Here is a 26,995-nt window from a genome sequence, read left to right as displayed (position 1 = left end):
TGGGTCGGGGGTGGCTGGGCCCGTCTTCGTTGCGGGGTTCAGCCGGGTGTTTCGGTGTTGCGGGGAGGTTCTTGCCCTCTCCCTAACCCTCTCCCTGAAGGGAGAGGGGACTGTTCGGTGCAGGTGGAAACCGTTGTGTCAGCCGGCACGTGCCGGCCTGCACCCACTCCCATTGAGCGCATCAGCTCCCGCCGTTGCCGCGGTTGAACACCTTGGTCACATCCCCGCCCAGCCGGAAGCTGTTGAACGGCTCCATCTTCCTGCGCCAGTCCTGGGTCTTCGGCGCGCAGCTGTAGAGCGCGCAGTAGGGCTCCAGCCAGGCGAACTTGCTGTTTTCCTTCAGGTCGCTCATGTCCTGGTCGTTGCCGGTCCGGCGGTCGAAGTCCTGCTGGTCGTCCACCCCCTGCATCACCCTTTCGGCCAGGCGCTGCAGGGCACCGTTGTTCTCCTGGCGCAGGTCCACGCCGTTGACCTGGGCGAAGGCGGCGATCATCGCCAGCGGCGGCAGGCTGTAGTTGTGGTAGGACAGGGCGCGCTGGCGGCGCTTGAGTTCGTTGGGCAGGTAGCCCTGGGCGTCGACCTGGCTGGCGGCCACCTTGAATTCGCGCACCGACCAGTCGAACAGGTCGCGGCGGTTGGTCACCACGGCGGTGGACATCACCGACCAGGCCGCCCAGTAGCTGTGGTTGTTGATCTTCTTCAGCGGCAGGTTGCTCCAGTCGCTGACCACCTGGGTGCCGAGCTTGCCGAACCACTGCTCGATCTGCGCCGCCTGCTGCGGGTAGGCCGCCAGCGGGCGGCTGCTGGAGAACTTCAGGCGCAGGTAGGACGAGGACAGGCTGCCCAGGGCCCATTTGCGCATGGACTTGCCGGTGTGGTTGAAGTCGGCGCTTTCCAGCGCATCGGCTCGGGCCCAGGTGGTCAGCCAGTTCAGCGCGCAGTCCAGGTCGCCCTTGTGGCCGCTGCGCATGTACTGGGTGATCAGCTTGGTGGTGCCGCGCTCCATGTCGGTGATGTCCTTGATTTGCGCGCGGAACTTGCCTTCGGCGGCCAGGTTGAGGGTGGCACGCGCCGAGTCGGAGCCCTCGTACTTGCTGGTGAACTGCAGCGAGCCGGTGTAGGGCGTGGGCACTGCCGGGCAACTGTCGGCGTCGCCCTTGCGCTCGCCGACCGCGGCGAAGTAGCCCGGCGGCGGCACCAGGTCGGCGGCCTGGCTGCTCTGCCCGTAGAGGGCGGCGAGGCTGCTCAGGGCCATGGCCGGCCACAGCAGGCGCAGGCCCTTGTTGCGGGAAAGTCGCTGGATGGACATGGATTACCTCCCGGCCACGGTACTGGCGGTGGCCTTGATCTGCGGGGTCTGGCACAGCTTCGCCTCGACCTCGAGGCCGGCCGGCATGTCGTCCGGCGCCTCGATCTCCAGGGAGAGGAACTGCTGGTCCGGCCAGTCCTCGTCGTTGCGCAGTTCGAAGACGTAGCGCCCGCCGGTGTCGACGGCCTTGGACTGCTCGATCTTCAGCTGCTCGCGGCGGCCGTTCATGTACCAGACGGTGTTCTTCAGCTCGTGGATGCCCGGGTCGCTGTAGGTGACGTCGGCGGTGTAGCTGCCGCTGCGGATCGGCAGCGCCGCGCTGTTGAGCAGCACCTCGTTGCGCCCGGCGTGCAGCTTGACCTTGCGGCTGAGCACGGCCTTCTGCTCGGCGCAGCCGTTGGCCACCAGGGGCATGGCCTGGCGGTAGAAGCTCTTCTGCGCCATGTCGTAGTGGGTGGCGAATTCCCAGACCAGGATCTTCGGCGGCTTGTCGTGGAACTCCTTGCTGGTCAGGTAGGCCAGCAGCGAGCTGTCGAAGCCGCCGCCGGAGACGGCGTTGTTGAGGATGTCGACCTTGCCGTACTGCTCCAGGAAGCCGACGAAGTTGTACGCCGGGCCGCTGTTGGAGGTGCCGACCACCGCCACCTGCGGGTCGCCGCCGTCGCCGAACAGGTCGCCGCCGCCGCTGTCGCCCACCGGCTCGGTCTCGAAGCGGTCGACGTACTGCGGCGCGTAGCTGCTGCCGCACAGTTGCGCGGCGGCCTTGTGGAAGGTGCCGAGCTTGGACAGCAGGCCCACGCGCTTGCTTTCGAATTCCTTCTTCGGGATGTCGGCATAGGCGGGCATCTGCTTCAGCGTCTCGGCGGCGATCTTGGCGCTGCGCATGGCGCCGTAGGGCGTCCAGTGGTGGTCGCCCTTGAAGTAGTAGGGGTGGGCTTCCTTCTCGTCGAACAGCGGCGAGAAGTCCGGGGTGTAGATGCCGGCCTCGCGGAACTTGGCGATGGTCGCCAGATAGTTCTTCTTCGCCAGTTCGTAGTCGAACGAGGCCTTCTCCTCGGGGCTGAGCTTCTCGCGGTTGATCAGCCCGCGGGTGGGCTGGTAGACCACCATCAGCTCGACGCCGCGGCGCTCCAGTGCCTCACGCAGCGCCTTGAGTTCGCGCCAGCCCTCGGGCGTGGTGCCGAAGTCGGTGCGCAGGTCGTAGGTGGTGCGGAACAGCCAGTCTTCCTGGGCCGGCACCAGGTGGGTGAAGAAGCCCAGGTACTTAGTGTTGTAGGCCTTGTCGTCGGCCGCGGCCGGGCACAGGCCGGCGGCGGGCAGGGCGCTGTAGGTCGGCGCGCCGGCGTCGGCGGCGCCCGCAGCAAGAATACCGTGGGCCAGCAGCAGGCCGGCGGCCAGAGTCGACAGGCGCAGCAGACGATGGGGGCGGATGGTCATGGTACGGGTCCTCAATTCTGCAGTTCGGCCTGGCTTTCCACGGGGTCGATCAGCACGGCGCGCTGTTGGCGCACGAGCAGGTCGAGGATCTGGTCCTGCTTCTCGCCGAGCACGCCGTTGAAGCTGATGCCGGAGGATTTGGTCGGGCCGAGCATGGCCACCTTGTAGAGTTCCAGCGACAGCGGCGAATCCACCGACAAGGGACCTGAGCCGTTGCCCACCAGCTTGCCGCCGACCACGATGAGCGACACCTTGGTGTCGAAGGGGTCGAGGTCGATGTTGCGGTCGGTGTTGGACAGGTCCTTGATGTGCCCGTACACGCCGATCAGCTTGTTGCCGGCGGCGAGGTTCTCGTACAGGCGGATGTTCACGCTGTTGCGGATGCGGATGCCGTGGCGGCGGTTGCCCAGCACCTGGTTGCCGTAGATCAGGTTGTCGCCGCTCTCGTACAGGGTGATGCCGTCGGAGTGGTTGCGGTACACCTCGTTGTAGGCCACCAGGTTGCGCTCGGAGTTACGGTCCAGGACGATCCCGGAGAGGTGGTTGTCGTAGGTCTTGTTGCGGAAGATCCAGCTGTCGTTGACCTCGCGCGAGACGATGATGCCGTGCTTCTTCTTCGTCCCGTACACGGTGTTCTCGGCGATGATCAGGCGGTGCGAGCGGTCGTGCGGGTCGATGCCGTAGATGACGTTGTCGCGGTAGGTGTTGCCGCGCACCACCAGGTCGTCGGCCTCGTAGCAGTAGAAGCCGTACCAGTTGTCGACGAAGGTCGAGCCGATCACCCAGCCCTTGGGCCGCGGGCGCTTCATGGTCTTGTCCATGCCCGGGCTGTACTGCGAGATGGAGATGCCGTAGGCCTTGGAGGCGTTGTAGCCGAAACTGGTGAAGGTGCTGTTCACCAGGTAGGCCTCGGCGCCGCCCCAGGACACCAGGAACGGGCGGAACTCGTTGGGGCTCTTGAACCAGGCCGGCTCGCCGCGGGCTTCGTTCCAGGCGGTGACCTTGGTATCGTGCACGAACAGCTTGCCGTCGTTGACCAGGAAGGCGCCGCGGTCCTGGGACAGACGCAGTTCCCTGACCTTGCCGTCGACCTCGAGGGTCGCGCCCTGGCTGACCACGATGGGCAGGCGGGCGACGAACACGCCGGGCTCGACCTGCTCCAGCGCCTTGCCGAGCTTGCCGGCCAGCTGCGCGAGGTTGACGTAGCCGCTTTCGATGAAGATGGCCTGGGGCATCTGCCGCTGGCGCTTGACCCACTCGGCCAGGCGGTTCTGCCCGCCGGTGAATTCCTTCAGCGGCTGCTGCTGCACCATGCGCTGCACCACGGCCTTGCCGCCGGGCTTGCGCACGATCTTCTTCGCCACCGCCTCGGCGGTGTAGCCGGAGAGGTCGGGCAGCTTCGGCGGGTCCAGGTGCAGCGGGCCCTCGGGCAGCGCGGTGACCGTGTAGTTGCCGGTTTCCTTGAGGCCCTGGACGTGGCCGGGCTGGTTGGCCGGCGAGGGCTGCTCGCTGGCCTCGGCGTCCTTGGCGTTGGCCGCCGGGGTCGAGGCCCAGGCGGGGCCCGTGGCGACCAGCAGGCCGCCGAGCAGCAGGGCGGCCAGGGGTAGAGGGTGGCGGTTCATGGTGGGTTCTCCCTGTGGGCGTGGAGCCGGAAGGCGCTGGGCTCCCGCGTGCGCGGGAGTGACGGTCGCCGGGCGGGGGATGCGAACCCCCGCGCTCCCCGTGCCCGTTCGCACGCGGGAGGGGTTTTCCGTCATCCCCGCGAACGCGGGGAACCAGTGACTGCCAGTTCGCATCGCCCTGATCCTCAGAAGCGCCAGATGAAATCGACGAAGGCGTGGTGCATCGTCGAGTCGACGTGGCTGCCGTAGGCGTCGCCGGGCTTGAAGACGCCGCCGCGGAAGCGCACCAGGGCCGAGGGCTCGTCGATGTACTGGCTCATCGAGGCGGGCAGCAGGCCCTGCTTGAAGTACTTGGTGACCACCAGGTCGACTTCCTGGCCGATGTCCTTGGAGTTGTTCTCCAGGGGCGCGGTGATGCCGCTGTTGCCGATGTCCGAGTCGCCGTCCACGCGCCAGAACTTGTGGTACACGACGCTGGCGTCGTAGTCGTCGCGCAGCTGCCAGGCGCCGAACAGGGTGGCGTCCTGCAGGTTGGAGAGTTCGCCGCGGAAGGCCTCGCCGAAGCGGTGCACGCGGGCGCGGGTGCCGGTGAAGTTGGAGCGATTGCTCTGCAGGCCGGTCTGCTCGTACTGGTCCTCGCCGTCGTGGCCGCCGCCGCTGCCGCGGGCGTAGCCGACACCGGCGCGCCACTGCTCGTCGATGTTCCAGCGCAGGCCCAGGTCGACGCCGTAGGCGTTGACGTCGCCGCTCTGCTTGCCGGTGGCCACGCGCTCGCCGTCCACCGCGGCGCTGGTCAGGCGGTCGCGGTTGCCGCTCAGCCAGGTGGCGCTGGCCCAGTAGTTCAGCGGCATCTGCGAGCGGTAGTTGTAGCCGTCGCCGTTGGCCTCGATGCCGACCCAGGTGAGGTCGCCGGTGGAGCGCTTGTCCAGCGAGTCGATGGTCTCGCCCGCATCCGGCAGGCTGCCGCTGTCGTCGGCGTGGTGCAGGCGCAGGCCCACCCAGTGGTGCGGCGCCCATTGCGTGGAGATGTCGCCGAAGACGTGGGTGCGGTCCTCGTCTTCCGGCGCCAGGTCGGTGATGTCGGTGCGGTACTCGGAGAAGCGCTGGGCGGCGCCCAGGTGGGCGCGCAGCAGGGTGGTGTCGAAGGTCCAGTTCAGCGCCTCGATGTTGGTGTCCTGCCACATGCCGCTGTCGTCGCGCAGGCGCTGGCGGCCGAAGCGCAGGTGCTCGCCGGGGTACTGGGTGAGGCCGGCGTAGTCCACCCAGAATTCGCGCAGGGCGAGGTAGGCGTCGTCGGGCTCGCGCTTGTTGTCGCCGCTGTCGCGGCCGCTGGCGTCGACTTCGTCGGACTGCAGGGTATCGGTCTGGATGGTGTCCGTGGCGGCCACCGCCTGGCCCATCACGTAGGCGCTCCACTGGCCCCACTGGCCGAAGGCCCAGGGCCGCAGGTCGATGCCGATGCCGTTGAGGTCGCCGCCGTGGGCGGTGCCCAGGTCGCGGTCGTCCTCGGACTCGGCGGTGATCTTGATGTCGATGCCGTAGTTTTTGGGCGGCGTGTCGTCGGCCCAGGCGCCGGCGGCGAACAGGGTGCCGGCCAGGCTCATGCCGGCGCCGAGCATCGCCGGGAACAGCCGGGCGCGGCGGATGGCGCGGGCCAGGCGGATCGGTTGGAACAGCGGGGCGGAGGTCGGGTCGGGGCGCTTCATAGGCTTTCTTGTTCCTGTTCGTTCTGCATGAGGCTGACGGTGGCCTGCCAGTTGGCGCCGCGGGCCTGTTCCTCGCGCTTGAGCAGCTGCTGCGCCTGGCTCAGTTCGGCCGGCTGCAGTTGCGGTTGCAGTTCGCTCATCAGGTCGCCGGCCTGGGGTATCTGCTGGCGCTGCGCCAGGGTGCCGAAGACGTAGGCGTTGACGCGGTTGGGCTGCACGCCGCGGCCTTGCGACCAGAGCTGGGCCAGGGCCATGTCGGCGCTGGCCTGGCCTGCGCGGGCGGCGATCAGCAGGTGGTCGGCGGCCTTCTGCGGGTAGACCTTGCCGAGGAAGCCGCGGCGGTAGATCTGCCCCAGGTAGTAGTGCGCCTGGGGTTCGCTGGCGGCGGCCTTGAGCAGGTGCTGCTCGGCCTTCTGCGGGTCCTGGGGCATCCACTTGCCGTCGTAGTACAGGCGCCCGAGCAGCAGCTCGGCGCGCGGCTGGGCGGCGTCCTGGGCTTTCTTCAGGTAGTCGAGCATCTGCTCGACGTCGCCCAGCTCGGGGTAGTCGTACTGCAGCTTGGCCAGGTCGACCCAGGCCGCGGGGTAGGTCGGCGCCAGTTCGTTGAGCAGGGCCTGGGCGGTCTGCGGGTCGGGCTTGCCGAGGTCGGCGTCGGCCAGCACCTGGGCCACCGATTCCACCCGCTCGGGCGGTACCCGGCCGGCCTTGTGCGCGGCGCGCAGGCGGTCGAGGTGGGCCTTCTGCTTGTCCGCGTTGCCCTGCACCTGGTAGACGGTGGCCAGCTCCATCCAGCACACGTCCATGCGCGTCAGCCAGCGCTGGCAGACCTGCTCGATCTCGCCCAGGTGCTGGTTGTAGGTGCCCTGGGTGCGGTACAGGATGATCTGCGCCAGGTCCGCCTGGGGCAGGCCCTGGGCGCGCCACTGGTCGATGCGCTGCTGCGGGTTCACGCCCGGCCAGGCCTGCGGGTACTGCAGGTAGAGCACGATCAGCGGCACCAGGGCGCTGTCCTCGCCTTCGTTGAAGGCGCGGTTGAGCAACTGCTCGGCCTCGCGGTGCTCGGCGTCGGTGGCGCCGGGCTTGGCCGCCAGCCACTTGCCCAGGCGCGCGCGGGCCCGCGGCGAGGTCTCGGCGGCGTCGCGGTAGAGCTTCTCTGCCTTGGCCTGGGCCGCGCTGTCGCCGCTGGCGGCCTGCATGTCGGCCAGGCCGATCTGCGCGTCGGTGTAGCCAAGGGTGGCCAGGGCCTGGTAGTTGGCCTGGGCGGTGGCGATGTCGCCGCGGGCCATGGCTTCGTCGGCCAGGCGCTGGTCCGGCAGGCCGGCGCAGCCGGCGGCCAGGCCGATGGCCAGGGCCAGGGCGGCGCCGCGCAGCGGATGGTGGGCGATGGCGTTCATGCTTGGGTCCTCAGCGCGCGGTGGCCATGGCCATGGCCTTGTTCAGCAGGGTGCGGCCGGGCAGGCCGCCGATGCTGACTTCCGCCGGGCGCCCGGCGAGCTGGCTGTCCAGCGGCTGCTCGGGCTGGATCTGCGCGCGGATCTCCGAGGACAGGTCGCCGTCCACCGGCGCGGTGCGCAGGATGCGGCCGCTGCGCACTTCGCTGTCGCCGGCGACCTGGAAGTGCACCAGGGTGCCCGGCGAGAGCTCGGCGGCGTTGCGGTAGGCGAAGCGCGCCTCGACGGTGGCGCTGGCGTCGCGCGGGGCCAGGGTGAAGATCACGTCGCCCTTGTTGGCGTACTGGCCGTTGGCGACGCGCTGCTCGATCACCCGGCAGTCGCAGGGGCTGGTGAGGGTGCCCTTGAGCTGGTGGCCGAAGAGCTTCTCGATGTTGCCGGGGTTGAGCTGCTCGTCGGACAGGTTGCCCTTGAGCAGGTCCAGCAGGCTGGTGGAGAAGGTGGCGATGGGCGCGCCCTTGGCCACTTCGGCGTCCATCTGCACCAGGCTGTCGACGGTGCCCTCGCGGGGCATGGTGATCTGCTGGGCGGGGATGTTGACCACGCCGGAGTCGGCATGGGTGACGAAGTACAGGTTGTACAGCTGGTTGAGGATGAAGGCGAAGGCGCCGACGCCGACCACGAAGATGGCGGTGCTCAGGGTCACTGCGCGGATGCGCCCGAAGAAGCCCATGCCGCCGCCGGCGCCGCCGTGCTTGCGGGCCTTGGTGAAGTTCTCGCGCTGCAGGGTGTTGAGCATGTCGCCGACGCTGACCACCTCGCCGGCCAGGTACGCGGTGATCAGGTAGCGCAGGGCGGCGACCTCGCGCGGCTTCAGGTGCTGGAACTCGCAGCCGGTGCGGCGGCTGTCCGGGTCGAAGGAGCGCACCTGGAACTCCACTTCCAGGGCGAAGCTGATGCTGTCGATCTGGAACAGCAGCTTGCCCTTGTGGATGTCGCCGACCTGGATCGGCGCGCTGTCTCGGGTCGGCGCACCGCCGGCGATGAAGGCGAAGCCGCCGGCGGAAAGGTCCAAGAGCCTTGCGTCGACGCCCTCGCGGTTGGCGCCGATGTAGCGGATGCGCGCGGGCAGCTTGACCCGCGCGTGCTGGCGCTGGGCTTCGGATTCGTGCACGACGTTGACGTTGACGGCGGTATTCATGAAGTCGGTCCTATGTTCGAAACGGGTCGGATCGGCCGCGGGCCGGTTGCTCAAGGGGTCATACGATCGTCAGGAGTACGGCGACGAACACACTGGCGGCAGAGAAGGTCATGGCGCGCGAGGACCAGGTGTTGAACCAGCGCTGGTAGCTGTTCAGGCCGCGGTCGAGCTTGGTGCTCTGGCGCGTCCAGGACTGCTGGTCGAGGCGGAAGAACACGTAGATCTTCACCAGGGCGCCGACGATCTGGTTGTAATAGAGGATCAGCGGGTAGGCCGGGCCGATCGGGTGGCCGGACAGCGACAGCAGCAGGGTGAGGATCAGGCGGGTGATGCCGATCCACAGCAGGTACACCAGCAGGAAGGTGATGCTGTACTTGATGCTGGCGATGATCGCCGCCACCAGGCCCAGCAGGCAGGTCCACATGGACAGGCGCTGGTCGAACAGCACCACCGTGGTGAACCAGCCCAGGCGCTGCGGGCCCAGGGCCAGGGCGCGGGAGTTCTGCCGCAGGTTGTTGCCGTACCAGCGGAACATCAGCTTGCGGCTGGCCTTGACGAAGCTTTTCTCCGGCGGGTGCTCGACGGTGTTGATGGCCGCGTCCGGCACGTAGAAGGTGTCGTAGCCCAGGCGCATCAGGCTGTACCAGCTGGACTTGTCGTCGCCGGTGAGGAACTGGAAGCGCCCCAGGCGCCAGTGGTCCAGGTGGTCGGCCTCGACGTCGGCGATGAAGTCGGGGTCGGTGACCACCGCGGCGCGGAACACCGACATGCGCCCGGTCATGGTCAGCACGCGCTTGGACAGGGCCATGGAGCACATGTTGATGTGGCGCTGGGCGAAGCGCAGCTTGTGCCACTGGCTCATCACGTAGCCGCCCTGCACCTCGCAGAATTCGTTGGTGGTCAGGCCGCCGACCTGGGGGAACAGCTTGAACCAGCGCACCGTGGCCTGGACCACGCCGGGTTCGAGCACGGTGTCGCCGTCGATCACCGCCACCACCGAGCCTTCGTCGGGCATGTGCCGGGAGATGGCGCGGAAGCCGTGGGCCAGGCCGTCGCGCTTGCCGGTGCCGGGAATGCGCACGAAGTCTAGCTTCACGTGGGCGGGCGGGTTGAGCTTCTGCCACTGCTGCTTGATCAGCACCTCGTCGGACATCTCGACGATGGAGCAGACCACGGTGGTCGGGTAGCCGCAGGCGATGGCCTCCTGGATCACCGAGCGGTAGACCATGGAGGTGGTCATGGCGTCGATGCGGAAGCTGGTGACCATCAGGTAGACGTGGGACGGGTCCGCCGCCTTGCCGAGCTTGCGCAGGCGCCGCTTGTAGTGCGGGTAGACGACGTGGAGGAAGAGCATGCCGCGCAGGAAGTGCAGACCGCCCATGGAATAACGCCAGATGCCCACCGCGCCGATGATCAGCAGGAAGTCGCGGGCATTGGGGTCGAACACCGTGGGGGGCACGATCAGCGCCAGGCCCATCAGCAGGCAGAGGAAGGCCAGCCAGCCGGTGGCTTCGCCGAGGGCTCGTTTGTATGCGTCCATGGTCAGGTCCGTCAGTCGCGTCTTGGCTTCGTGGGAACAGGTGGGCTCCCGTAGGAGCGAGCTTGCTCGCGAACCGCCCCGGCACCGGTACCGCCGGGAAGAGCGTTCGCGAGCAGGCTCGCTCCTGCGAAGAGCCGGCGGCGCTTACCAGCAGATGCCTTCGGCGCGCTCGTCGGAGCCGTGGGACATGAAGCCGATCAGGTCGACCACCTTCTTGCCCTGCGGCGCCTGGTTCACCACGTCGACGAACAGCTCGTCGCCGTTGCCCAGCACCAGCACGTCGGAGGTCTTCACCACCTGGTCGAGGTCGGAGACCAGCAGCGAGGAGACGTGGGGGATCTTCGACTCGATGTACTCCTTGTTCGCGCCGTGGACGCGGGCGTACTCGACGTTGCGGTCGAAGATCTGCAGCTCGTAGCCCTTGCCGATGAGCATCTCGGCCAGCTCCACCAGCGGGCTCTCGCGCAGGTCGTCGGTGCCGGACTTGAACGACAGGCCGAGCAGGCCGACCTTGCGGCTGCCGTGGGCGGTGATGATTTCGAAGGCCTTCTGCACCTGGTAGGCGTTGCTGCGCATGATCGAGCCGATCATCGGGTGCTCGACGTCCAGCTGGCCGGCGCGGTAGGTGAGGGCGCGCACGTCCTTGGGCAGGCAGGAGCCGCCGAAGGCGAAGCCGGGCTTCATGTAGTAGCGCGACAGGTTCAGCTTGCGGTCCTGGCAGACCACGTCCATCACCTCGCGGCCATCGACGCCGACGGCCTTGGCGATGTTGCCGATCTCGTTGGCGAAGGTGACCTTGGCGGCGTGCCAGACGTTGCAGGTGTACTTGATCATCTCCGCGACCTCGATGGACTTGCGGATGATCGGCGCGTCCAGCTCGCGGTAGATTTCCTCCAGCAGGTCGCCGGTCTGGGCGTCCAGCTCGCCGATGACGGTCATCGGCGGGAAGTCGTAGTCCTTGATCGCGGTGCTCTCGCGCAGGAACTCGGGGTTGGTGCCCACGCCGAAGTCGACGCCGGCCTTCTTGCCCGAGCAGTCCTCGATGATCGGGATCACCACGTTCTTCACGGTGCCCGGCAGCACGGTGCTGCGCACCACCACGGTGTGGCGGCCGGCCTTCTCGCGGATGGCGTAGCCGATCTCGCGGCAGACGCTCTCGATGTAGCCCAGGTCCAGGTCGCCGTTCTTCTTGCTCGGGGTGCCGACGCAGATGAAGGAGACGTCGCTGTCCAGCACCGCCTGCTTGAAGTCGGTGGTGCCCGACAGCCGCGAGGTGCGGATGCCCTGTTCCAGCAGGGGCTCCAGCCCCGGTTCGACGATGGGCGACTTGCCGCGGTTGATCAGGTCGATCTTGGTGGTGGAAACGTCCACGCCGATCACTTCGTGACCACGGGCGGACAGGCAACCGGCGCATACTGCACCGACGTAGCCAAGACCAAAGATGCTGATACGCATCGTATTCACCTCTGCTTTGTCGAGCTGTTAAAAGTTGGCCTTCTGGCCAATTCCCTTTTGCTGCGGCGCCCCTGTCAGGCGCGCCGCTTCAGGCAGTCCGTGAGTGACTCGAATTTTCTGCACTCAATTCGGGCAGAGTTCCGCGGCATGCACTTTAATGTTTCAGGGTGATTGCAAAGTTAGAACTAATTGCACTCTTCTGATGCACTAAAGTTTGCTTTGGAGTTCTGCATTAATTTCATAACTCATTGAAATTATTCAGGTTGAACGAGTCCCTCGAGCAGCGCTCGATGCGTTTTCGAAAAACCTGGTTATGGGCAACAAACCCATGATGGGCGTTGCGGAAGTAGGATGTTCGAGGCCGCTCGATAGTTCCTGCCACCCATCCTGAGGAGTGGTCGGAATTAAATATCCAATCGCCATCAAATAAGGCGCTTTTGATATCAAGCTGAAACACGACTGTCGTTTTTGGCGGACTTGCAAAATGCAATGATTGGAAAAAGTTCCGCGGTGATTCAGTCGTTTTACACTTCGTTCAGCTGCCGTTCAGGATGTCGGGGAGGGTGTTTCAAGGTATTTCGTGCAACTTGCAATCGTGAATTGCATGTAATGGCGGGGTGCTTTTAATGGCCAATGGATTACATGCGCGATGGCAAAAAAGGCGCTTTTCTGCCGTGGTGATGGCGCGCGGGAGCGAGAAAAATTTTTTCAATGTCTTGGCTGTTGCCGACGAACGGTAGCCTTGACCATTTTCGCCGTGTGGGTAATTCGGCGGCACATGGGGGCTGGAGGGGGATCGACGGTAGCGGGGGAGGGGGCGTGACGGCCGTTTGGCCGTCACTTTCGGGGGCAGGTCAGGCGTCGGGGTGGTCGCGCAGGAACACCAGGCGGTCGGCGGAGGACTCCTCGGCGGCGAAGCGGTAGCCGGCGTAGTCGAAGTCCTTCAGGCCCTCGGGGTCGGTCAGGCGCTCCTTGATCACGTAGCGCGCCATCAGCCCGCGGGCCTTCTTGGCGTAGAAGCTGATGATCTTGTACTGGCCGTTCTTCAGGTCCTTGAACTCGGTGTCGATGATGCGGGCGTCCAGCGCCTTGCGCTTCACCGCGCCGAAGTATTCGTTGGAGGCCAGGTTGAGCAGCACGGCGTCGCCCTGCTCGGCGAGGTCCTCGCTGAGCCAGGCGCTGATGCGCTCGCCCCAGAACTCATAGAGGTTGGCGCCGCGGGCATTGGCCAGCCGGGTGCCCATCTCCAGGCGATAGGGCTGCATCAGGTCCAGCGGCCGCAGCACGCCATAAAGGCCGGAGAGCATGCGCAGGTGGCGCTGGGCGAAGTCGAAGTCGGCGGCGTCGAAGTCCTCGGCGGCCAGGCCGGTGTAGACGTCGCCCTTGAAGGCCAGCAGCGCCTGCTTGGCGTTGGCCGGGCTGAAGTCGGGGTGCCAGCTGGCGTAGCGCGCGGCGTTCAGGCCGGCGAGCTTGTCCGACAGGCTCATCAGGCTGCCGATCTGCGCCGGGGTCATCTCGCGCAGCACGCCGATCAGCTCCTGTGCATCGTCCAGGTGCAGCGGCAGGGTGTGGCGGTCGGTGACCGGCGGGGTCTCGTAGTCCAGGGTCTTGGCGGGGGAAATCACCATCAGCATCGTGCGGTCTCCTCGAAGCGTCGGGCGATTGTAGGGAGTTGCCGGGGCCGGCTCCACCCATGGGGACGATAGGCGGGGCCAATGAGGCGGGACGCGGGAAGACCGTCGGGCGCGGATAAGCCGATGATCGGATTAATAAAATTAGCGCCGTAACGCAGCCGCGCCAAGGTATTTCGTCAGCCGGCGAAAAAAATTCGCCTGATAAGGAAAAAGACTTTCTACCGTCACAATTTTTCCTGTATTTCTGGAGCCGTAGACCGCCGAACCCTGCAGACAGGTGGCGGCCCCGGCCCGTCCCTTGCTTGCACCTCTCTCGAGCCCCGGCATCGAGAGCCGGCGTCTCACCGCACGGCGGAGCGCTGTCACGGCATTCCGTCGTAACGCCCCCAGAATGAGGTGACACGCGTATGGATGACCACGGACGTTCCAGCACCACCCAGCCGATCTTCTACGTCCTCGACACCAACGTTCTGATCCACGATCCCAACGCCCTGCTCAACTTCCAGGAACACCACGTCGCCATCCCGATGACGGTGCTGGAGGAACTCGACAAGCTCAAGGCCGGCAAGCACTCCGTCGCCGCCGAATGCCGCCAGGCCATCCGCCTGATCGACCAGGTGCTGGGCGAGGCGAGCCCGGAGCAGGTGGAGGACGGGGTTCCCATCCAGCGCGGCAAGAGCGGCCCCTGCGGCAGCCTGTCGATTCTCATGAGCAAGCGCGCCGAGCCGATCACCTGGCTGCCGGAGCACCTCAACGACAACAAGATCATCAACCAGCTGGTGGAGCTGCAGAGCCGCAACAGCAGCCGCCGGGTGGTGCTGGTCACCAAGGACATCAACATGCGCCTGAAGGCGCGCGCCTGCGGGGTGGCGGCGGAGGACTACCACACCGACCAGCTGATCGACGACGTGGCCCTGCTGCCGCGCGGCTACCACTCGCTGAACGGCTCGTTCTGGGACCGCGTCAGCAAGGTGGAGACGCGCCAGGACCACGGCCGCACCTGGCACCGCGTGCAGCTCACCGACAACCTGCCGGCGGTGCACATCAACGAGTTCATCGTCGACGAGCAGGGCTTCGTCGGCTGGATCAAGGGCATCCAGCAGGACGAACTGCTGATCCTCGACCTGCACCAGGAGCCGCTGCTGCACCAGGAAGCCTGGGGCCTGCGCCCGCGCGACCTGTACCAGTCGCTGGCGCTGTACGCGCTGCTCGACCCGGACATCCACCTGGTCAACCTGTCCGGCGCCGCGGGCTCGGGCAAGACCATCCTGGCGCTGGCCGCGGCCATCGAGCAGACCATGGTCACCAAGCGCTACCGGCGCATCATCGCCACCCGCAGCGTGCAGGGCCTGGACGAGGACATCGGCTTCCTGCCCGGCACCGAGGCCGAGAAGATGGAGCCCTGGCTGGGGGCCATCACCGACAACCTCGAAGCCCTGCATTCGGACGACGAATGCACCCACGGCAGCGTCGACTACATCCTCAGCAAGGTGCCGCTGCAGTTCAAGTCGCTGAACTACATCCGCGGCCGCAGCTTCCAGCAGAGCCTGATCCTCATCGACGAGTGCCAGAACCTCACCCCGCACCAGATGAAGACCATCATCACCCGCGCGGGCAACGGCTCGAAGGTGATCTGCCTGGGCAACCTGGCGCAGATCGACACCCCCTACCTGTCGGCCACCAGCTCCGGCCTGACCTACCTGACCGAACGCTTCAAGGACTTCCCCCACGGCGTGCACGTGACCCTGCAAGGGGTACCGCGCTCGGTGCTGGCGGAGTTCGCCGAGGCGCATCTGTAAACGCGGAGCCGGCCGGGCTCCTGCTGGGCTGGCCGGAGTACGCGAGTCTTCCCCTATGCACGGAAAGCCCCCTCTCCCTTCAGGGAGAGGGGTGGGGAGAGGGTTACGGACTTCGCCGATACTCCAGCGTTTGGCCTGGACTCCGCACCCCCACCCTAACCCTCCCCCGCAAGCGGGAGAGGGAACCGTTGGGCAGAACGGGCGGCCATGCTGTCAGCCGGCCCCACCGTAATTTCCGGCTAAAGCCGCTCTCCCAGCCGGCACGGACGGCCCCCTCTCCCTTCAGGGAGAGGGCTGGGGAGAGGGTTACGGACTTCGCCGCTGCTCCAGCGCTCGGCCTGAACTCGCCCCCCACCCTAACCCTCCCCCGCAAGCGGGAGAGGGGACCGTTGGGCAGAACGGGCGGCCATGCAGTCAGCCGGCCCCACCGTAATTTCCGGCTAAAGCCGCTCTCCCAGCCGGCACGGACGGCCCCCTCTCCCTTCAGGGAGAGGGCTGGGGAGAGGGTTACGGACTTCGCCGCTGCTCCAGCGTTTGACCTGGACTCCGCACCCCCTCCCTAACCCTCCCCCGCAAGCGGGAGAGGGGACCGTTGGGCAGAACGAGGGGCTAGGCAGTCAGCCGGCCCCACCGTAATTTCCGGCTAAAGCCGCTCTCCCAGCCGGCACGGACGGCCCCCTCTCCCTTCAGGGAGAGGGCTGGGGAGAGGGTTACGGACTTCGCCGCTGCTCCAGCGTTTGGCCTGGACTCCGCACCCCCTCCCTAACCCTCCCCCGCAAGCGGGAGAGGGGACCGTTGGGCAGATCGGGGGGCCATGCAGTCAGCCGGCAGCTCCTGTTCGCGAGCAAGCTCGCTCCTACAGGTTGAGGCCGAACTTTCCGTCCACGCCGAACGGCCCCCTCTCCCTCTGGGAGAGGGTTGGGGTGAGGGTGACGGACTCCGCCACCATTCCAGCGTCCGACCTGGACCCGCCCTACCTCTTTTTGTATACAATCCCCCCTCCTTTTTCACCTCTCGCCAGGCCCCCCACGGCCCATCCAGGGCGTACACTGGTTGCCATCGCTCGTTCTACCCGGAGACCTTCCTTGCTCACCCATCTCGATTCCCAGGGCCGCGCCAACATGGTCGACGTCACCGACAAGGCGGTGACCTCCCGTGAAGCCGTGGCCGAAGCGCGGGTGCGCATGCGCCCGGAAACCCTGCGCCTGATCCAGGACGGCGGCCACCCCAAGGGCGACGTGTTCGCCGTGGCGCGCATCGCCGGCATCCAGGCGGCCAAGCGCACCCACGAACTCATCCCGCTGTGCCACCCGCTGCTGCTCACCAGCGTCAAGGTCGAGCTGCAGGCCGACGGCGAGGACGCCGTGCGCATCGAGGCGCGCTGCAAGCTGGCCGGGCAGACCGGCGTGGAGATGGAGGCGCTGACCGCCGCCAGCGTCGCCGCGCTGACCATCTACGACATGTGCAAGGCCGTGGACAAGGGCATGACCATCGAGGGCGTGCGCCTGCTGGAGAAGCTCGGCGGCAAGAGCGGCCACTATCGTGCGGAGGAGGGCCGATGATCCGCGTGCAATACTTCGCCCGTTACCGCGAGGCCCTCGGCCTGGACGGCGAGCAGCTGGGCTGGAGCGAGGCCTTCGCCAGCGTCGACGGCCTGCGCGAACACCTGCTGCAACGCGGCGGCGCCTGGCAGGTGCTGGCCGAGCAGAACCTGATGTGCGCGCGCAACCAGGAGTTGTGTGCCCTCGACGAGCCCCTCGCCGATGGCGACGAGGTGGCCTTCTTCCCCACCGTCACCGGAGGCTGAGGCCATGGCCGTCCGCGTCCAGGAAAGCCCCTTCGACCCCGGCGCCGAGGTCAACGCGCTGCATGCCGCCAACGTCGGCATCGGCGCGGTGGTCGGCTTCGTCGGCTACGTGCGTGACTTCAACGACGGCCGCGAGGTCGGCGGCATGTTCCTCGAACACTACCCGGGCATGACCGAGAGGGCCCTGGAGAAGATCGCCGGGCAGGCCCGGGAGCGCTGGCCGCTGCTGCGCCTGGAGATCCTCCACCGCATCGGCCGCCTGGAGCCGGGCGAGCCCATCGTCTTCGTCGGCACCGCCAGCGCCCACCGCCAGGCGGCGTTCGACGCCTGCAACTTCGTCATGGACTACCTCAAGACCCGCGCGCCCTTCTGGAAGAAGGAAGACACCGCCGAAGGCCCGCGCTGGGTGGAAGGCCGCTGCAGCGACCAGGCCGCGGCGCAGCGCTGGGACAAATAGTCGCGCTACCTCTTCCGAGGAATGGGCAGGCCAGCCGCCGAGGCGCAGGCTGGCCGCAGTCTCATCCTTCCCCGGAGGCAGCCATGAGCCACCTGGCCACGCAGGACTTCCAGAGCCTGCAGATCGCCGTGCTGACCGTCAGCGACACCCGCACCCTGCAAACCGACGATTCCGGCCAGACCCTGGCCGACGCCCTGCGCGAGGCTGGCCACGTGCTGGCCGAGCGGCGCCTGGTGGTGGACGACATCCACCAGATCCGCGCGGTGGTCTGCGCCTGGATCGCCGACCCACGCATCCAGGTCGGGCTGATCACCGGCGGCACCGGCTTCACCGCCCGCGACAACACCCCGCAGGCCGTCGAGCCGCTGCTGGAGCGGCGCGTCGAGGGCTTCGGCGAACTCTTCCGCCAGGTCTCCCTGGGCGAGATCGGCACCTCCAGCATCCAGTCGCGGGCCCTGGCCGGCGTCACCAACGGCACCCTGGTCTGCTGCCTGCCCGGCTCGCCCGGCGCCTGCCGCACCGCCTGGCGGGAAATTCTCGCCGCGCAGTTGGACAGCCGCACCCGGCCGTGCAACTTCGTGCCGCACCTGAAGACCCCGCCCAGGCCCGAGGGCGGTTGCGGCGGCGGCGCCTGTGCCTGCGGCAGCCGGTCATGAGCGGCTGCGGCTGTGACGGCCACGGCCTGAAACCGGTGGACGAGGCCCTGGCCGAGCTGCTGGCGCGCGCCCCGGCGCCGCCGGCGGTGGAATCCGTGGCCCTGGCCGATGCCCTCGGCCGGGTGCTGGCCAGCGACCTGGAAGCCCCCTGTGACCTGCCGCACTGGGACAACAGCGCGATGGACGGCTACGCCCTGCGCGCGGCCGACGTGCCGGCGGGCGGCGGCAGCCTGGCGCTGGCCGGCTGCATCGCCGCCGGCGAGGCGGGCGACCAGGCGTTGCCGGCGGGTTGCGCTGTACGCATCTTCACCGGCGCGCCCTTGCCGCCGGGGGCCGACAGTGTGGTGGCCCAGGAGGATTGCCGGGCCGAAGGCGACCGTGTGTGGTTGCCGCCGGTCACGGTCGGTAGCCATGTGCGCCGCCGTGGCGAAGAACTGCGCCAGGGCGCGCCGCTGTTGCGCGCCGGACTCCGCCTGCGACCCCAGGAACTGGGCCTGCTGGCCGCCGTGGGCCAGGCCCGGGTGCCGGTGTACCGGCGCCTGCGCGTATGCCTGCTGAGCAGCGGCGACGAGCTGCGCGAGCCCGGCCAGGCGCTGGCGCCGGGGCAGATCTACAACGCCAACCGCTTCAGCCTCGGCGCCCTGCTGCGCCAATGGGGCCTGGACGTACAGGAATACGAAGTGCTGGTCGACACCCTGGCCGCCAGCCGCGACGCCCTGGAACTGGCCGCCGCCGAATGCGACGTGCTGATCAGCAGCGGCGGCGTCTCGGTGGGCGAGCGCGACCATCTCAAGCAGGCGGTCGGCGCCCTCGGCGAGCTGCACCTGTGGCGCCTGGCGATGCAGCCGGGCAAGCCGCTGGCCTTCGGCAGCGTGGCCGGCAAGCCCTGGCTGGGCCTGCCGGGCAACCCGGCGGCGGCGCTGGTCACCGCCCTGGTGGCGGCGCGGCCCTTCCTGCGCCGCGCCCAGGGGCTGGCCGAGACCGCGCTGGCGCCGCTGAACCTGCCGGCGGCCTTCGCCTGGCCGCAGCCGAACAAGCGCCGCCAGTACCTGCGGGCGCGCCTGGCCACCGACGCCAGCGGCGCCAGCCGGGTGGAAATCCACCCGCAGCAGGGCTCGGCCATGCTGCTGGCCGCCAGCTGGGCCGACGGCCTGGCGGTGGTGGAGGCGGGGCGCACCCTCGCCGCCGGCGAGCCCGTGGCCTACCTGCCGTTCAGCGAACTGTACGGCTGACGTCAGCCCTGGCCGCCGGCCTCGCCGAGGCGCGGCGGCCGTTCCATGCAAGGGGGAAGCATGCAACTGGTATGTCCGGCGGGCAGCCTGCCCGCCCTCAAGTCGGCGCTGCGCGAAGGCGCCGACGCCATCTACGTGGGTTTCCGCGACGACACCAACGCCCGCCACTTCGCTGGGCTGAACCTCGACGATCGCCAATTGCAGGAGGGCCTGGGGCTGATCCGCGCGGCCGGCCGGCAGCTCTACCTGGCGGTCAACACCTACCCCGGCGCCGCCGGCTGGCCGCGCTGGCAGCGGGCCGTGGACCACGCCGCCGAACTGGGCGTGGACGCGCTGATCGCCGCCGACTGCGCGGTGCTCGGCTACGCCGCGCGGCGCCATCCGGAGCTGGCGTTGCACCTGTCGGTGCAGGGCTCGGCGACCAACGTCGCGGCGCTGGCCTTCTACCACGAGCGCTACGGCATCCGCCGCGCGGTGCTGCCGCGTGTGCTGTCGCTGGCCCAGGTGCGCCAGGTGGCGGCGAACAGCCCGGTGCCGGTGGAAGTCTTCGCCTTCGGCAGCCTGTGCATCATGGCCGAGGGGCGCTGCCACCTGTCCTCCTACGTCACCGGCGAGTCGCCGAACCTCTGCGGCGTCTGCTCGCCGGCCAAGGCGGTGCGCTGGAGCGAGGAGCCCGAGGGGCTGACCTCGCGCCTGAACGAAGTGCTGATCGACCGCTACGCGCCGGGCGAGCCGGCCGGCTACCCGACCCTCTGCAAGGGCCGCTTCGTGGTCGACGGCCAGCGCTTCCATGCCCTGGAGGAGCCCACCAGCCTCAATACCATCGACCTCATCCCACAGCTGGCGCAGATCGGCGTGGCGGCGGTGAAGATCGAGGGCCGCCAGCGCAGCCCGGCCTATGTCGAGCAGGTCACCCGCGTCTGGCGCCAGGCGCTGGACAGCTGGCGCCGCGCGCCGGAGCGCTACCAGCCGCAGGCGCAGTGGCAGGCCGCGCTGGAGAAACTTTCCGAAGGCCACCAGACCACCCTGGGCGCCTACCATCGTTCCTGGCAGTGAGGGAAAGCCTGATGAAACTCAGCCTGGGGCCGGTGCTGTTCTACTGGGACCGCCGGACACTCCTGGACTTCTACGCGCAGATGGCCGAACAGCCGCTGGACGCCATCTACCTCGGCGAGACCGTGTGCTCCAAGCGCCGCGCCCTGTCGCTGGACGACTGGCTGGGCCTGGGCCGCGAGTTGGCGCAGCAGAGCGGGGCGGAAATCCTCCTCTCGGGGCTGGCGCTGATCGAGGCGGCCTCCGAGCTGTCGGCGCTGCGCCGGCTGTGCGGCAACGGCGAGTTGCGGGTGGAGGCCAACGACATGGGCGCGGTGCAGATACTGCATGGGCTGGGCGTGGAATTCGTCGGCGGCCCGGCGCTGAACCTGTACAACGGCCATGCCCTGGCCGAACTGCACGGCTGCGGCCTGCGCCGCTGGGTGCCGCCGGTGGAATGCTCCGGCGAGCAGGTGCTGGCGGTGCTGGAGCAGGCCCGGGAGCTGGGCCTGGAGGACCTGGAAACCGAGGTGTTCGCCTACGGCCACCTGCCCCTGGCGTACTCCGCGCGCTGCTTCACCGCCCGCGCGGAGAACCGGCCCAAGGACGACTGCCAGTTCTGCTGCCAGAACTACCCGGAGGGGATGTCGATGCTCAGCCAGGAAGGCGCGCCGCTGTTCACCCTCAACGGCATCCAGACGATGTCCGGCGAGCCGGGCAACCTGCTGGCCGACTACGCCTCGCTGCGCGACTGCGGCGCCGACATGCTGCGCCTGAGCCCGCGGGCGCAGGGCATGGTGGAAGTGGTCCAGGCCTTCGACCGGGTGCGCCGCGGCGCCGCGCCGCCGCTGGCGGTGGAAGGTTGCAACGGTTACTGGCATGGCCGCCCCGGCATGCTGCGCAGCGATGAGGTGAACCTGTGCTGAATCTCGAAACCGGCGCCCTGCGCGCCGCCGAACGCCTGTTGCCGCTGGCCGCGCGGGTGCCCGCGCCGCTGCAGCGGGCGGTGCTGCAACGCGCCGCCAACCGCCTGTTCGCCGCGCCCCTGGCGGCTGGGGACTTCGACCTGCTGGAGGGCCACTGGCTGCGCCTGGAGGTGAGCGACCTGGGCCTGGGCTGGAACCTCACCCGCGGCCGCAACGGCCTGCACCTGGCGGAAGGCCCGGTGCCCAGCGTGACCATCCGCGGCGGCTGGCGCGACTTCCTGCTGCTGGCCGGGCGTCAGGAGGACCCCGACACCCTGTTCTTCCGCCGCCGCCTGGTGATCGAGGGCGACACCGAACTGGGCCTGGCGCTGAAGAACCTGATCGACAGCCTCGACCCCGACAGCCTGCCGCCCTGGCTGTGGAACGGCCTGCAGCGCGCCGCCCGCAGCGTGCAGGCGCAGCAGGCCTGAGGCGATGCTCAGGCGCTGCTGAGCAGGAGGAACTGCAGTTCCTCGTAGAGCATCTCGAAATCGTCGAGCGAACTGCTTTCGCCGTAGCGCTTGCGCAGCCCGTAGTCGGTGAGGGTGAGCGCGTGCGCGGGGATCACCCCATGGCGCGCCAGGCAGCCGCGCACGCAGTGCAGGTGGCAGCCGTCCAGGGCGAGGATCGGCCGGCCGGAGCAGGCTTTCTTCACCAGCGGCGGCACGTCGCCGCCGACGCCGGCGATGCAGGACATCTCCGCCAGGCCGTCGCGGTCCAGGCGCAGGGCCAGGTCATTGGCCAACTGGGCCAGGTTGGAACAGCCGGAACAGGAATACACGAGGGGCAACTGGGACTTCGGGTGCATGACGACCTCCGCGCAGTGAGTGCGCAGTGTCCGGCGGCGGCCAGGCGCGGCGACATGACCTGCGTCAATTCGTGCTGACGGCTACTCCTGTGGAGGTATGAGGGTTTTACATGGGGCCCCGGATCGCGCCGGTATGTCCGGTTATCGCGGACAAGGTCCGCTCCTACGGAGGAGGAATACCGTACCTCCCGGTAACCTGTAGGAGCGGGCCCTGCCCGCGAATCGCGCGCAGGGCGCGCTCCTACAGGGGAATGGTGTAGGTGGGGCGGCGCAGGAGCGGATCTTATCCGCGAATCGCGCCGGGACGTCCGGCCATCGCGGACAAGGTCCTACGGTGCCAGGAAGCACGGCTTTTCGTAGGATGGCGTTGAGCGAAGCGATACCCATCACCACGGCAGCATGGGTATCGCAAGCTCAACCCATCCTACGAAGAGCACCTCGGCGCAAGACAGTTGCTCCTACGACCGTGCTTCCCGGGAGCGTAGGGCGTATAACCGTTCGCGGTTATACGCCAATTGTAGGAGCGGGCCCTGCCCGCGAATCGCGCGCAGGGCGCGCTCCTACAGGGGAATGGCGTAGCCGGGGTTGCGTAGCGGATCTCATCCGCGAATCGCGCCGTTGGTTCCGGCCATCGCGGATAAGGTCCTACGGTACCAGGACGCACGGCTTTTCGTAGGATGGCGTTGAGCGAAGCGATACCCATCACCACGGCAGCATGGGTATCGCAAGCTCAACCCATCCTACGAAGAGCACCTCGGCGCAAGACAGTTGCTCCTACGACCGTGCTTCCCGGGAGCGTAGGGCGTATAACCGTTCGCGGTTATACGCCAATTGTAGGAGCGGGCCCTGCCCGCGATTCGCGCGCAGGGCGCGCTCCTACAGGGGAATGGCGTGGACGGGGTTGCGTAGGAGCGGATCTTATCCGCGAATCGCGCCGGTCCGGTCCTGGTTTTCAACCCAGGCGGTTCTCCACCGCCCATACCGCCGCTTCCACCCGCGAGCGCATGCCCAGTTTGTGCAGCACGCGCTTGACGTGGACTTTCACCGTGCCTTCGGTGATGTCCAGCTTGCGGGCGATCATCTTGTTGCTGAAGCCCTGGGCGAGCTGGCGGAGGATCTGCCGTTCGCGGTCGGTCAGGTCTTCCAGGCGCTTGGGGTGCTCGTCGCCGCGCAGGGCCTGGGCCAGCACCTGGGTCAGTTGCGGGCTGACGCTGAGCTGGCCGGTGGCAGCCTGGCGGATGTGCTCCAGCAGGCGCTCGGGCTCCATGTCCTTGAGCAGGTAGCCGTCGGCGCCGGCGCGCAGCACGCTGATCACGTCGCCGCGGTCGTCGGACACGGTGAACACCACGATGCGCGCGTCCACCCCGTTCTCGCGCAGCGCGCGCAGGGTTTCCAGGCCGTTCATGCCCTTCATGTTGAGGTCCAGCAGGATCATGTCCGGGTCCAGCTCGGCGGCCAGGCGCAGGGCTTCCTCGCCGCTGCCGGCCTCGCCGACCACGCTGAGGTCGTCCTCGAACTCCAGCAGCTGGATCACCCCGCGGCGCATCATCGGGTGGTCGTCCACCAGCAGGATGCGGGCTCGATCGTCGGTGGGGCTGGCGGTCATGGGGTGGACTCCTCGCGCTGACGTTGGGACAGGGGGTGTGGCTGGAAGCTCAGGCTGACGCGGGTGCCGCGCGGCTCGCGCGGGGCGATGTGGAAGTCGGCGCCGAGGGTCTGGCTGCGTTCGCGCATGATACTAAGCCCATAGTGGCCGTTGCGGTTCTGCGTTGGGTCAAGGCCCACGCCATCGTCCTCGATGCTGACCAGCACCTGGCCGTCGTCGTCCTCGGCCAGCACCACCCGCGCGCAGTCGGCGTGGGCATGGCGGACCACGTTGGACAGCGCCTCGCGGACGATCTGCAGCAGGTGGATCTCGTCGTTGGGGTTGAGCGGGATGTGCGCCAGGCGGTTGTCCAGCTCGATGGTCAGTTCGCCGCGCTCGGCGAACTCGCGCACCGTGTCCTCCAGCGCCACCGCCAGGCTGGAGCGCTCCAGGCTCAGGCGGAAGGTGGTGAGCAGCTCGCGCAGCTGGCGGTAGGCGCTGTTGAGGCCCTCGCGCAGCTCGTCCAGGGTTTCGTCGATCTTCTGCGCCGGCGCCTCGCGCTTGAGCAGGGTACCCAGGCGGCTGACCTGGATCTTCAGGTACGACAGCGACTGCGCCAGCGAGTCGTGCAGCTCGCGGGCGATGGTGCTGCGCTCGGCGAACAGCGCCAGGCGGCTTTCCTGCTCCTGCTGCAGGGTCAGGGCGAAGGTGCGGGCGATGTTGTCGCAGAAGGCCGCGATGCATTGCGCCTGCCATTCTTCCAGGCGCCCGCTGGCTTCCACGAACAGCTCGCCGAAACGGTGTTCGCCGCTGGCCAGGGGGAACATCAGCAGTGGTTGCAGGCCACCGCCCTCGCCACAGCTGTCGGCCCGGGTGCGGCAGGTGCCGCAGTCGCCCTGCAGGCAGAAGTCGGCGATGGCGCCGCTGGGGGTCAGCGAGTTGTAGGCACGCTCGACGCCGTCCTTGTTCAGGCAGAGGGTCACCTTGCCGGCCTGCAGCACCTGCTCCAGCTGGCCCAGCAGCGGCCGCAGGCTGCGTTCGTCGTAGGGGTTTTGGCCGAGGCGGCGGGCGCTGGCGTAGAGCAGTTCCAGGCGCTGGTGGCTGTGGGAGAGAGCGCGGGTCTTGTCCGCCACCCGCGCTTCCAGCTCGCCGTAGATGCCCTGCAGCTCCTCGGCCATCTGGTTGAAGCGCTCGCCCAGCTGGCTCAGCTCGTCCTCGCCGCTGTAGCTGACGCGCGCCTCCAGCTGGCCGCGGCCCAGGCGGCGGGCGGTCTGCGTCAGCTCGCGCAGCGGGCCGACCACGTGGTAGCTGAGGTCGTAGAGGCTGACGAACACCACCAGCAGGCTGAGGAACAGGCACAGGCCCTGCACCGTGCTGAGCATCTGCGAGCGCTGCTCGGCGTTGCGCTGCAGGGTGCCGACGAAGGCGTCGATGTGCCCGACCAGGGTGTCGAGGGTGGCCAGGGCCGGGGTCTGGGCGACGTCCAGGCTGGCCAGTTCCAGGCGCAGCAGCTGGTGCTGGTGGCGCAGCGGGTCGTCGGCGTCGGCGCGTTGCAGCAGGCGCGCGATCTCGCTGCTTTCCAGGCGTTCGCCGAGGGTCCGGCGCAGCGCCTGGCGGCCTTCCGCCGAGGGTTCCAGGGCCAGGCGGTAGCTGAGCATGCGCAGCGAGCCGGCCTGGTTGATCACCGCCGCGTCCTGGTGCGAGTAGTCGGCGAACAGCAGGGCGCTGAACATGCCGGCCAGGGCCAGGGACACCAGCAGGGTGAGGTAGCAGCCGAAGCGCAGGACGATGGAGCGGCGCAGGGTCTGGCGGCTGGCGGGGGCCATACCTCCAAAGAACCGCTCGGCCGCATCAGGCTCCGAACGAGTGCCTGTATTCATTGAAAAAACCTTTTAAATCAAAGTGTTGTGCATGCATTTCGACGATACCCATTTGTAGGTAGCGGCGCACATCTGCCCATGAAACGGCCCCGGGCTCATTGATCGCGGTCAACGGACGCCGAATGGGCTCTGCCTAACGTGCGGCCAACGGCATCGACGAATGAGTGTTGGCCATGGCATCGCATCGACAGAAACAGTACTCCGTGCTCGGCATGAGCACACTGGCGTTCGCCGTGAATTTCGCGGTCTGGACGATGTTCTCGATCATCGGTATCCGCATCAAGGCGGAACTGGGCCTGTCCGAGGCGCAGTTCGGCCTGCTGGTGGCGCTGCCGATCCTCACCGGCTCGCTGGTGCGCCTGCCCCTGGGGTTGATCACCGACCGCTTCGGCGGGCGCATCGTGTTCTTCATCCACATGCTGCTGGTGGCCATCCCCATCTACGGCCTGGCCTTCGCCACGCAGTACTGGCAGTACCTGGTGCTGGGCCTGTTCGTCGGCCTGGCCGGCGGCTCCTTCGCGGTGGGCATCGCCTACACCTCGGCCTGGTTCGAGAAGGAGCGCCAGGGCACCGCCATGGGCATCTTCGGCGCCGGCAACGCGGGCGCAGCCATCACCAACCTGGTGGCGCCGCTGATCGTGGTCGCCTTCGGCTGGCGCATGGTGCCGCAGGTGTACTCGGTGGCCATGCTGGTGACCGCGGCGCTGTTCTGGTTCTGCACCTGGAACGACCCGGCCCACGCCAAGGGCGGCGAGGCCGACGCCAGCCGCGCCCGGCCGACCCTGGCCAAGCAGTTGGCGCCGCTGGCCGAGCTGCGGGTGTGGCGCTTCGGCCTGTACTACTTCTTCGTCTTCGGCGGCTTCGTCGCCCTGGCCCTGTGGCTGCCCAAGTACTACATCGCCGAGTACGGCCTGGACCTTAAGACCGCGTCCTTCATCACCATGCTGTTCACCCTGCCGTCGGGCCTGATCCGCGCCCTGGGCGGCTGGTTCAGCGACAGCTACGGCGCCCGCGCGGTGAACTGGGGCGTGTTCTGGGTATGCCTGGTGTGCCTGTTCTTCCTGTCCTACCCGCAGACCACCATGACCATCCACGGCATCCAGGGCGACCTCAGCCTGGGCGTGGGCCTGAACGTCTGGCTGTTCACCTTCCTGGTGTTCGTGGTCGGCATCGCCCAGGGCTTCGGCAAGGCCAGCGTGTACCGCATCATCCACGACTACTACCCGCAGAACATGGGCACCGTCGGCGGCATGGTCGGCGTCATCGGCGGCCTCGGCGGCTTCTGCCTGCCCATCCTGTTCGGCTACGCCGCCGACCACATCGGCGTGCGTTCCTCCTGCTTCATGCTGCTGTTCGGCCTGACCATCGTCTGCATGGTCTGGATGCACTACGCGATCAAGCAGCAGCGCCGCCTCGACGGCCGGGCCCAGACGGCCGACGTCGACCTTTCCCCTCTGACTTCCAGCCAATCCTGACGGA

Annotated in this window: 22 protein-coding genes; 10 read left to right on the top strand and 12 right to left on the bottom strand. The window is 68.0% G+C overall.

All coding sequences use genetic code 11. The features are described 5' to 3' along the window. Positions 1 to 181 precede the first annotated feature (181 nt). From PcP3B5_RS24640 to yaaA, 9 genes are all read right to left on the bottom strand, one after another. A complete protein-coding gene (locus tag PcP3B5_RS24640) occupies positions 182 to 1,255 on the bottom strand; it encodes a mannuronate-specific alginate lyase (RefSeq protein ID WP_145923995.1) in 1,074 nt (357 codons plus the stop codon). 57 nt (positions 1,256 to 1,312) lie between these two features. Further along, positions 1,313 to 2,746, bottom strand: coding sequence for an alginate O-acetyltransferase (locus PcP3B5_RS24635; RefSeq protein WP_043273116.1), 1,434 nt, complete (start codon positions 2,744 to 2,746; stop codon positions 1,313 to 1,315). Positions 2,747 to 2,757: 11 nt separating this feature from the next. Beyond that, the gene (algG, locus tag PcP3B5_RS24630) at positions 2,758 to 4,368 is read right to left on the bottom strand and encodes a mannuronan 5-epimerase AlgG (protein WP_061562645.1); all 1,611 of its coding nucleotides are present in this window, start codon (positions 4,366 to 4,368) and stop codon (positions 2,758 to 2,760) included. Positions 4,369 to 4,553: 185 nt separating this feature from the next. Then, positions 4,554 to 5,987: an alginate export family protein gene (locus PcP3B5_RS24625; RefSeq protein WP_061563335.1), complete on the bottom strand. Its 1,434-nt coding sequence runs from the start codon at positions 5,985 to 5,987 to the stop codon at positions 4,554 to 4,556. Between the two features lie 83 nt (positions 5,988 to 6,070). After that, positions 6,071 to 7,468, bottom strand: a complete 1,398-nt coding sequence (algK, locus tag PcP3B5_RS24620) for an alginate biosynthesis TPR repeat lipoprotein AlgK (protein WP_009616086.1) — start codon at positions 7,466 to 7,468, stop codon at positions 6,071 to 6,073. Positions 7,469 to 7,478: 10 nt separating this feature from the next. After that, positions 7,479 to 8,666 carry an alginate biosynthesis protein Alg44 gene (locus PcP3B5_RS24615; protein WP_061562644.1) on the bottom strand — a complete coding sequence of 396 codons (1,188 nt, stop codon included), beginning with the start codon at positions 8,664 to 8,666 and terminating at the stop codon, positions 7,479 to 7,481. Positions 8,667 to 8,724: 58 nt separating this feature from the next. Beyond that, complete coding sequence (alg8, locus tag PcP3B5_RS24610) at positions 8,725 to 10,206, bottom strand: mannuronan synthase (RefSeq protein WP_009616088.1); 1,482 nt, start codon at positions 10,204 to 10,206, stop codon at positions 8,725 to 8,727. 144 nt (positions 10,207 to 10,350) lie between these two features. Then, complete coding sequence (gene algD / locus PcP3B5_RS24605; RefSeq protein ID WP_043312658.1) at positions 10,351 to 11,661, bottom strand: GDP-mannose 6-dehydrogenase; 1,311 nt, start codon at positions 11,659 to 11,661, stop codon at positions 10,351 to 10,353. 854 nt (positions 11,662 to 12,515) lie between these two features. After that, positions 12,516 to 13,295 (bottom strand): peroxide stress protein YaaA, encoded by a 780-nt coding sequence (gene yaaA, locus PcP3B5_RS24600; RefSeq protein ID WP_061562643.1) that lies wholly within the window; start codon positions 13,293 to 13,295, stop codon positions 12,516 to 12,518. 407 nt (positions 13,296 to 13,702) lie between these two features. Here yaaA and PcP3B5_RS24595 point away from each other — a divergent pair, with 407 nt between their 5' ends. From PcP3B5_RS24595 to ubiT, 9 genes are all read left to right on the top strand, one after another. Then, positions 13,703 to 15,094, top strand: a complete 1,392-nt coding sequence (locus PcP3B5_RS24595) for a PhoH family protein (RefSeq protein WP_061562642.1) — start codon at positions 13,703 to 13,705, stop codon at positions 15,092 to 15,094. A 1,085-nt stretch (positions 15,095 to 16,179) separates the two neighbouring features. After that, positions 16,180 to 16,656: a cyclic pyranopterin monophosphate synthase MoaC gene (gene moaC, locus PcP3B5_RS24590; RefSeq protein ID WP_009616092.1), complete on the top strand. Its 477-nt coding sequence runs from the start codon at positions 16,180 to 16,182 to the stop codon at positions 16,654 to 16,656. Continuing rightward, positions 16,653 to 16,901 carry a MoaD/ThiS family protein gene (locus PcP3B5_RS24585; RefSeq protein WP_009616093.1) on the top strand — a complete coding sequence of 83 codons (249 nt, stop codon included), beginning with the start codon at positions 16,653 to 16,655 and terminating at the stop codon, positions 16,899 to 16,901. The genes moaC and PcP3B5_RS24585 overlap by 4 nt, the downstream gene beginning before the upstream one ends. Positions 16,902 to 16,905: 4 nt before the next feature. Further along, on the top strand, positions 16,906 to 17,358 hold the full coding sequence (gene moaE, locus PcP3B5_RS24580) for a molybdopterin synthase catalytic subunit MoaE (protein WP_009616094.1): 453 nt from the start codon (positions 16,906 to 16,908) through the stop codon (positions 17,356 to 17,358). Between the two features lie 83 nt (positions 17,359 to 17,441). Next, the gene (moaB, locus tag PcP3B5_RS24575) at positions 17,442 to 18,014 is read left to right on the top strand and encodes a molybdenum cofactor biosynthesis protein B (RefSeq protein ID WP_009616095.1); all 573 of its coding nucleotides are present in this window, start codon (positions 17,442 to 17,444) and stop codon (positions 18,012 to 18,014) included. Further along, a complete protein-coding gene (locus PcP3B5_RS24570) occupies positions 18,011 to 19,246 on the top strand; it encodes a molybdopterin molybdotransferase MoeA (protein WP_061563334.1) in 1,236 nt (411 codons plus the stop codon). The genes moaB and PcP3B5_RS24570 overlap by 4 nt, the downstream gene beginning before the upstream one ends. A 60-nt stretch (positions 19,247 to 19,306) precedes the next feature. After that, a complete protein-coding gene (gene ubiU / locus PcP3B5_RS24565; RefSeq protein WP_009616097.1) occupies positions 19,307 to 20,302 on the top strand; it encodes a ubiquinone anaerobic biosynthesis protein UbiU in 996 nt (331 codons plus the stop codon). A gap of 11 nt (positions 20,303 to 20,313) precedes the next feature. Further along, positions 20,314 to 21,204, top strand: a complete 891-nt coding sequence (locus tag PcP3B5_RS24560; RefSeq protein WP_043315940.1) for a U32 family peptidase — start codon at positions 20,314 to 20,316, stop codon at positions 21,202 to 21,204. Beyond that, positions 21,198 to 21,674: a ubiquinone anaerobic biosynthesis accessory factor UbiT gene (gene ubiT, locus PcP3B5_RS24555; protein ID WP_058072773.1), complete on the top strand. Its 477-nt coding sequence runs from the start codon at positions 21,198 to 21,200 to the stop codon at positions 21,672 to 21,674. Before PcP3B5_RS24560 ends, ubiT begins: the two co-directional genes overlap by 7 nt. Before the next feature lie 8 nt (positions 21,675 to 21,682). Here ubiT and PcP3B5_RS24550 read toward each other — a convergent pair whose 3' ends face one another. The 3 genes from PcP3B5_RS24550 to PcP3B5_RS24540 all read right to left on the bottom strand — a co-directional run bounded on the left by PcP3B5_RS24550 (position 21,683) and on the right by PcP3B5_RS24540 (position 25,516). Next, positions 21,683 to 22,051 carry a putative zinc-binding protein gene (locus PcP3B5_RS24550; protein WP_009616100.1) on the bottom strand — a complete coding sequence of 123 codons (369 nt, stop codon included), beginning with the start codon at positions 22,049 to 22,051 and terminating at the stop codon, positions 21,683 to 21,685. A 952-nt stretch (positions 22,052 to 23,003) separates the two neighbouring features. Beyond that, the gene (gene narL, locus PcP3B5_RS24545; RefSeq protein ID WP_009616101.1) at positions 23,004 to 23,657 is read right to left on the bottom strand and encodes a two-component system response regulator NarL; all 654 of its coding nucleotides are present in this window, start codon (positions 23,655 to 23,657) and stop codon (positions 23,004 to 23,006) included. Next, on the bottom strand, positions 23,654 to 25,516 hold the full coding sequence (locus PcP3B5_RS24540; RefSeq protein ID WP_061562641.1) for a histidine kinase: 1,863 nt from the start codon (positions 25,514 to 25,516) through the stop codon (positions 23,654 to 23,656). The genes narL and PcP3B5_RS24540 overlap by 4 nt, the downstream gene beginning before the upstream one ends. Positions 25,517 to 25,689: 173 nt before the next feature. Here PcP3B5_RS24540 and PcP3B5_RS24535 point away from each other — a divergent pair, with 173 nt between their 5' ends. After that, the gene (locus PcP3B5_RS24535; RefSeq protein WP_009616103.1) at positions 25,690 to 26,991 is read left to right on the top strand and encodes a nitrate/nitrite transporter; all 1,302 of its coding nucleotides are present in this window, start codon (positions 25,690 to 25,692) and stop codon (positions 26,989 to 26,991) included. Positions 26,992 to 26,995: the final 4 nt, after the last annotated feature.

The organism is Pseudomonas citronellolis, assembly GCF_001586155.1.
GTDB classification, from domain to species: Bacteria; Pseudomonadota; Gammaproteobacteria; order Pseudomonadales; family Pseudomonadaceae; genus Pseudomonas; species Pseudomonas citronellolis.
This window is presented reverse-complemented; position numbering and strand designations above follow the sequence as displayed.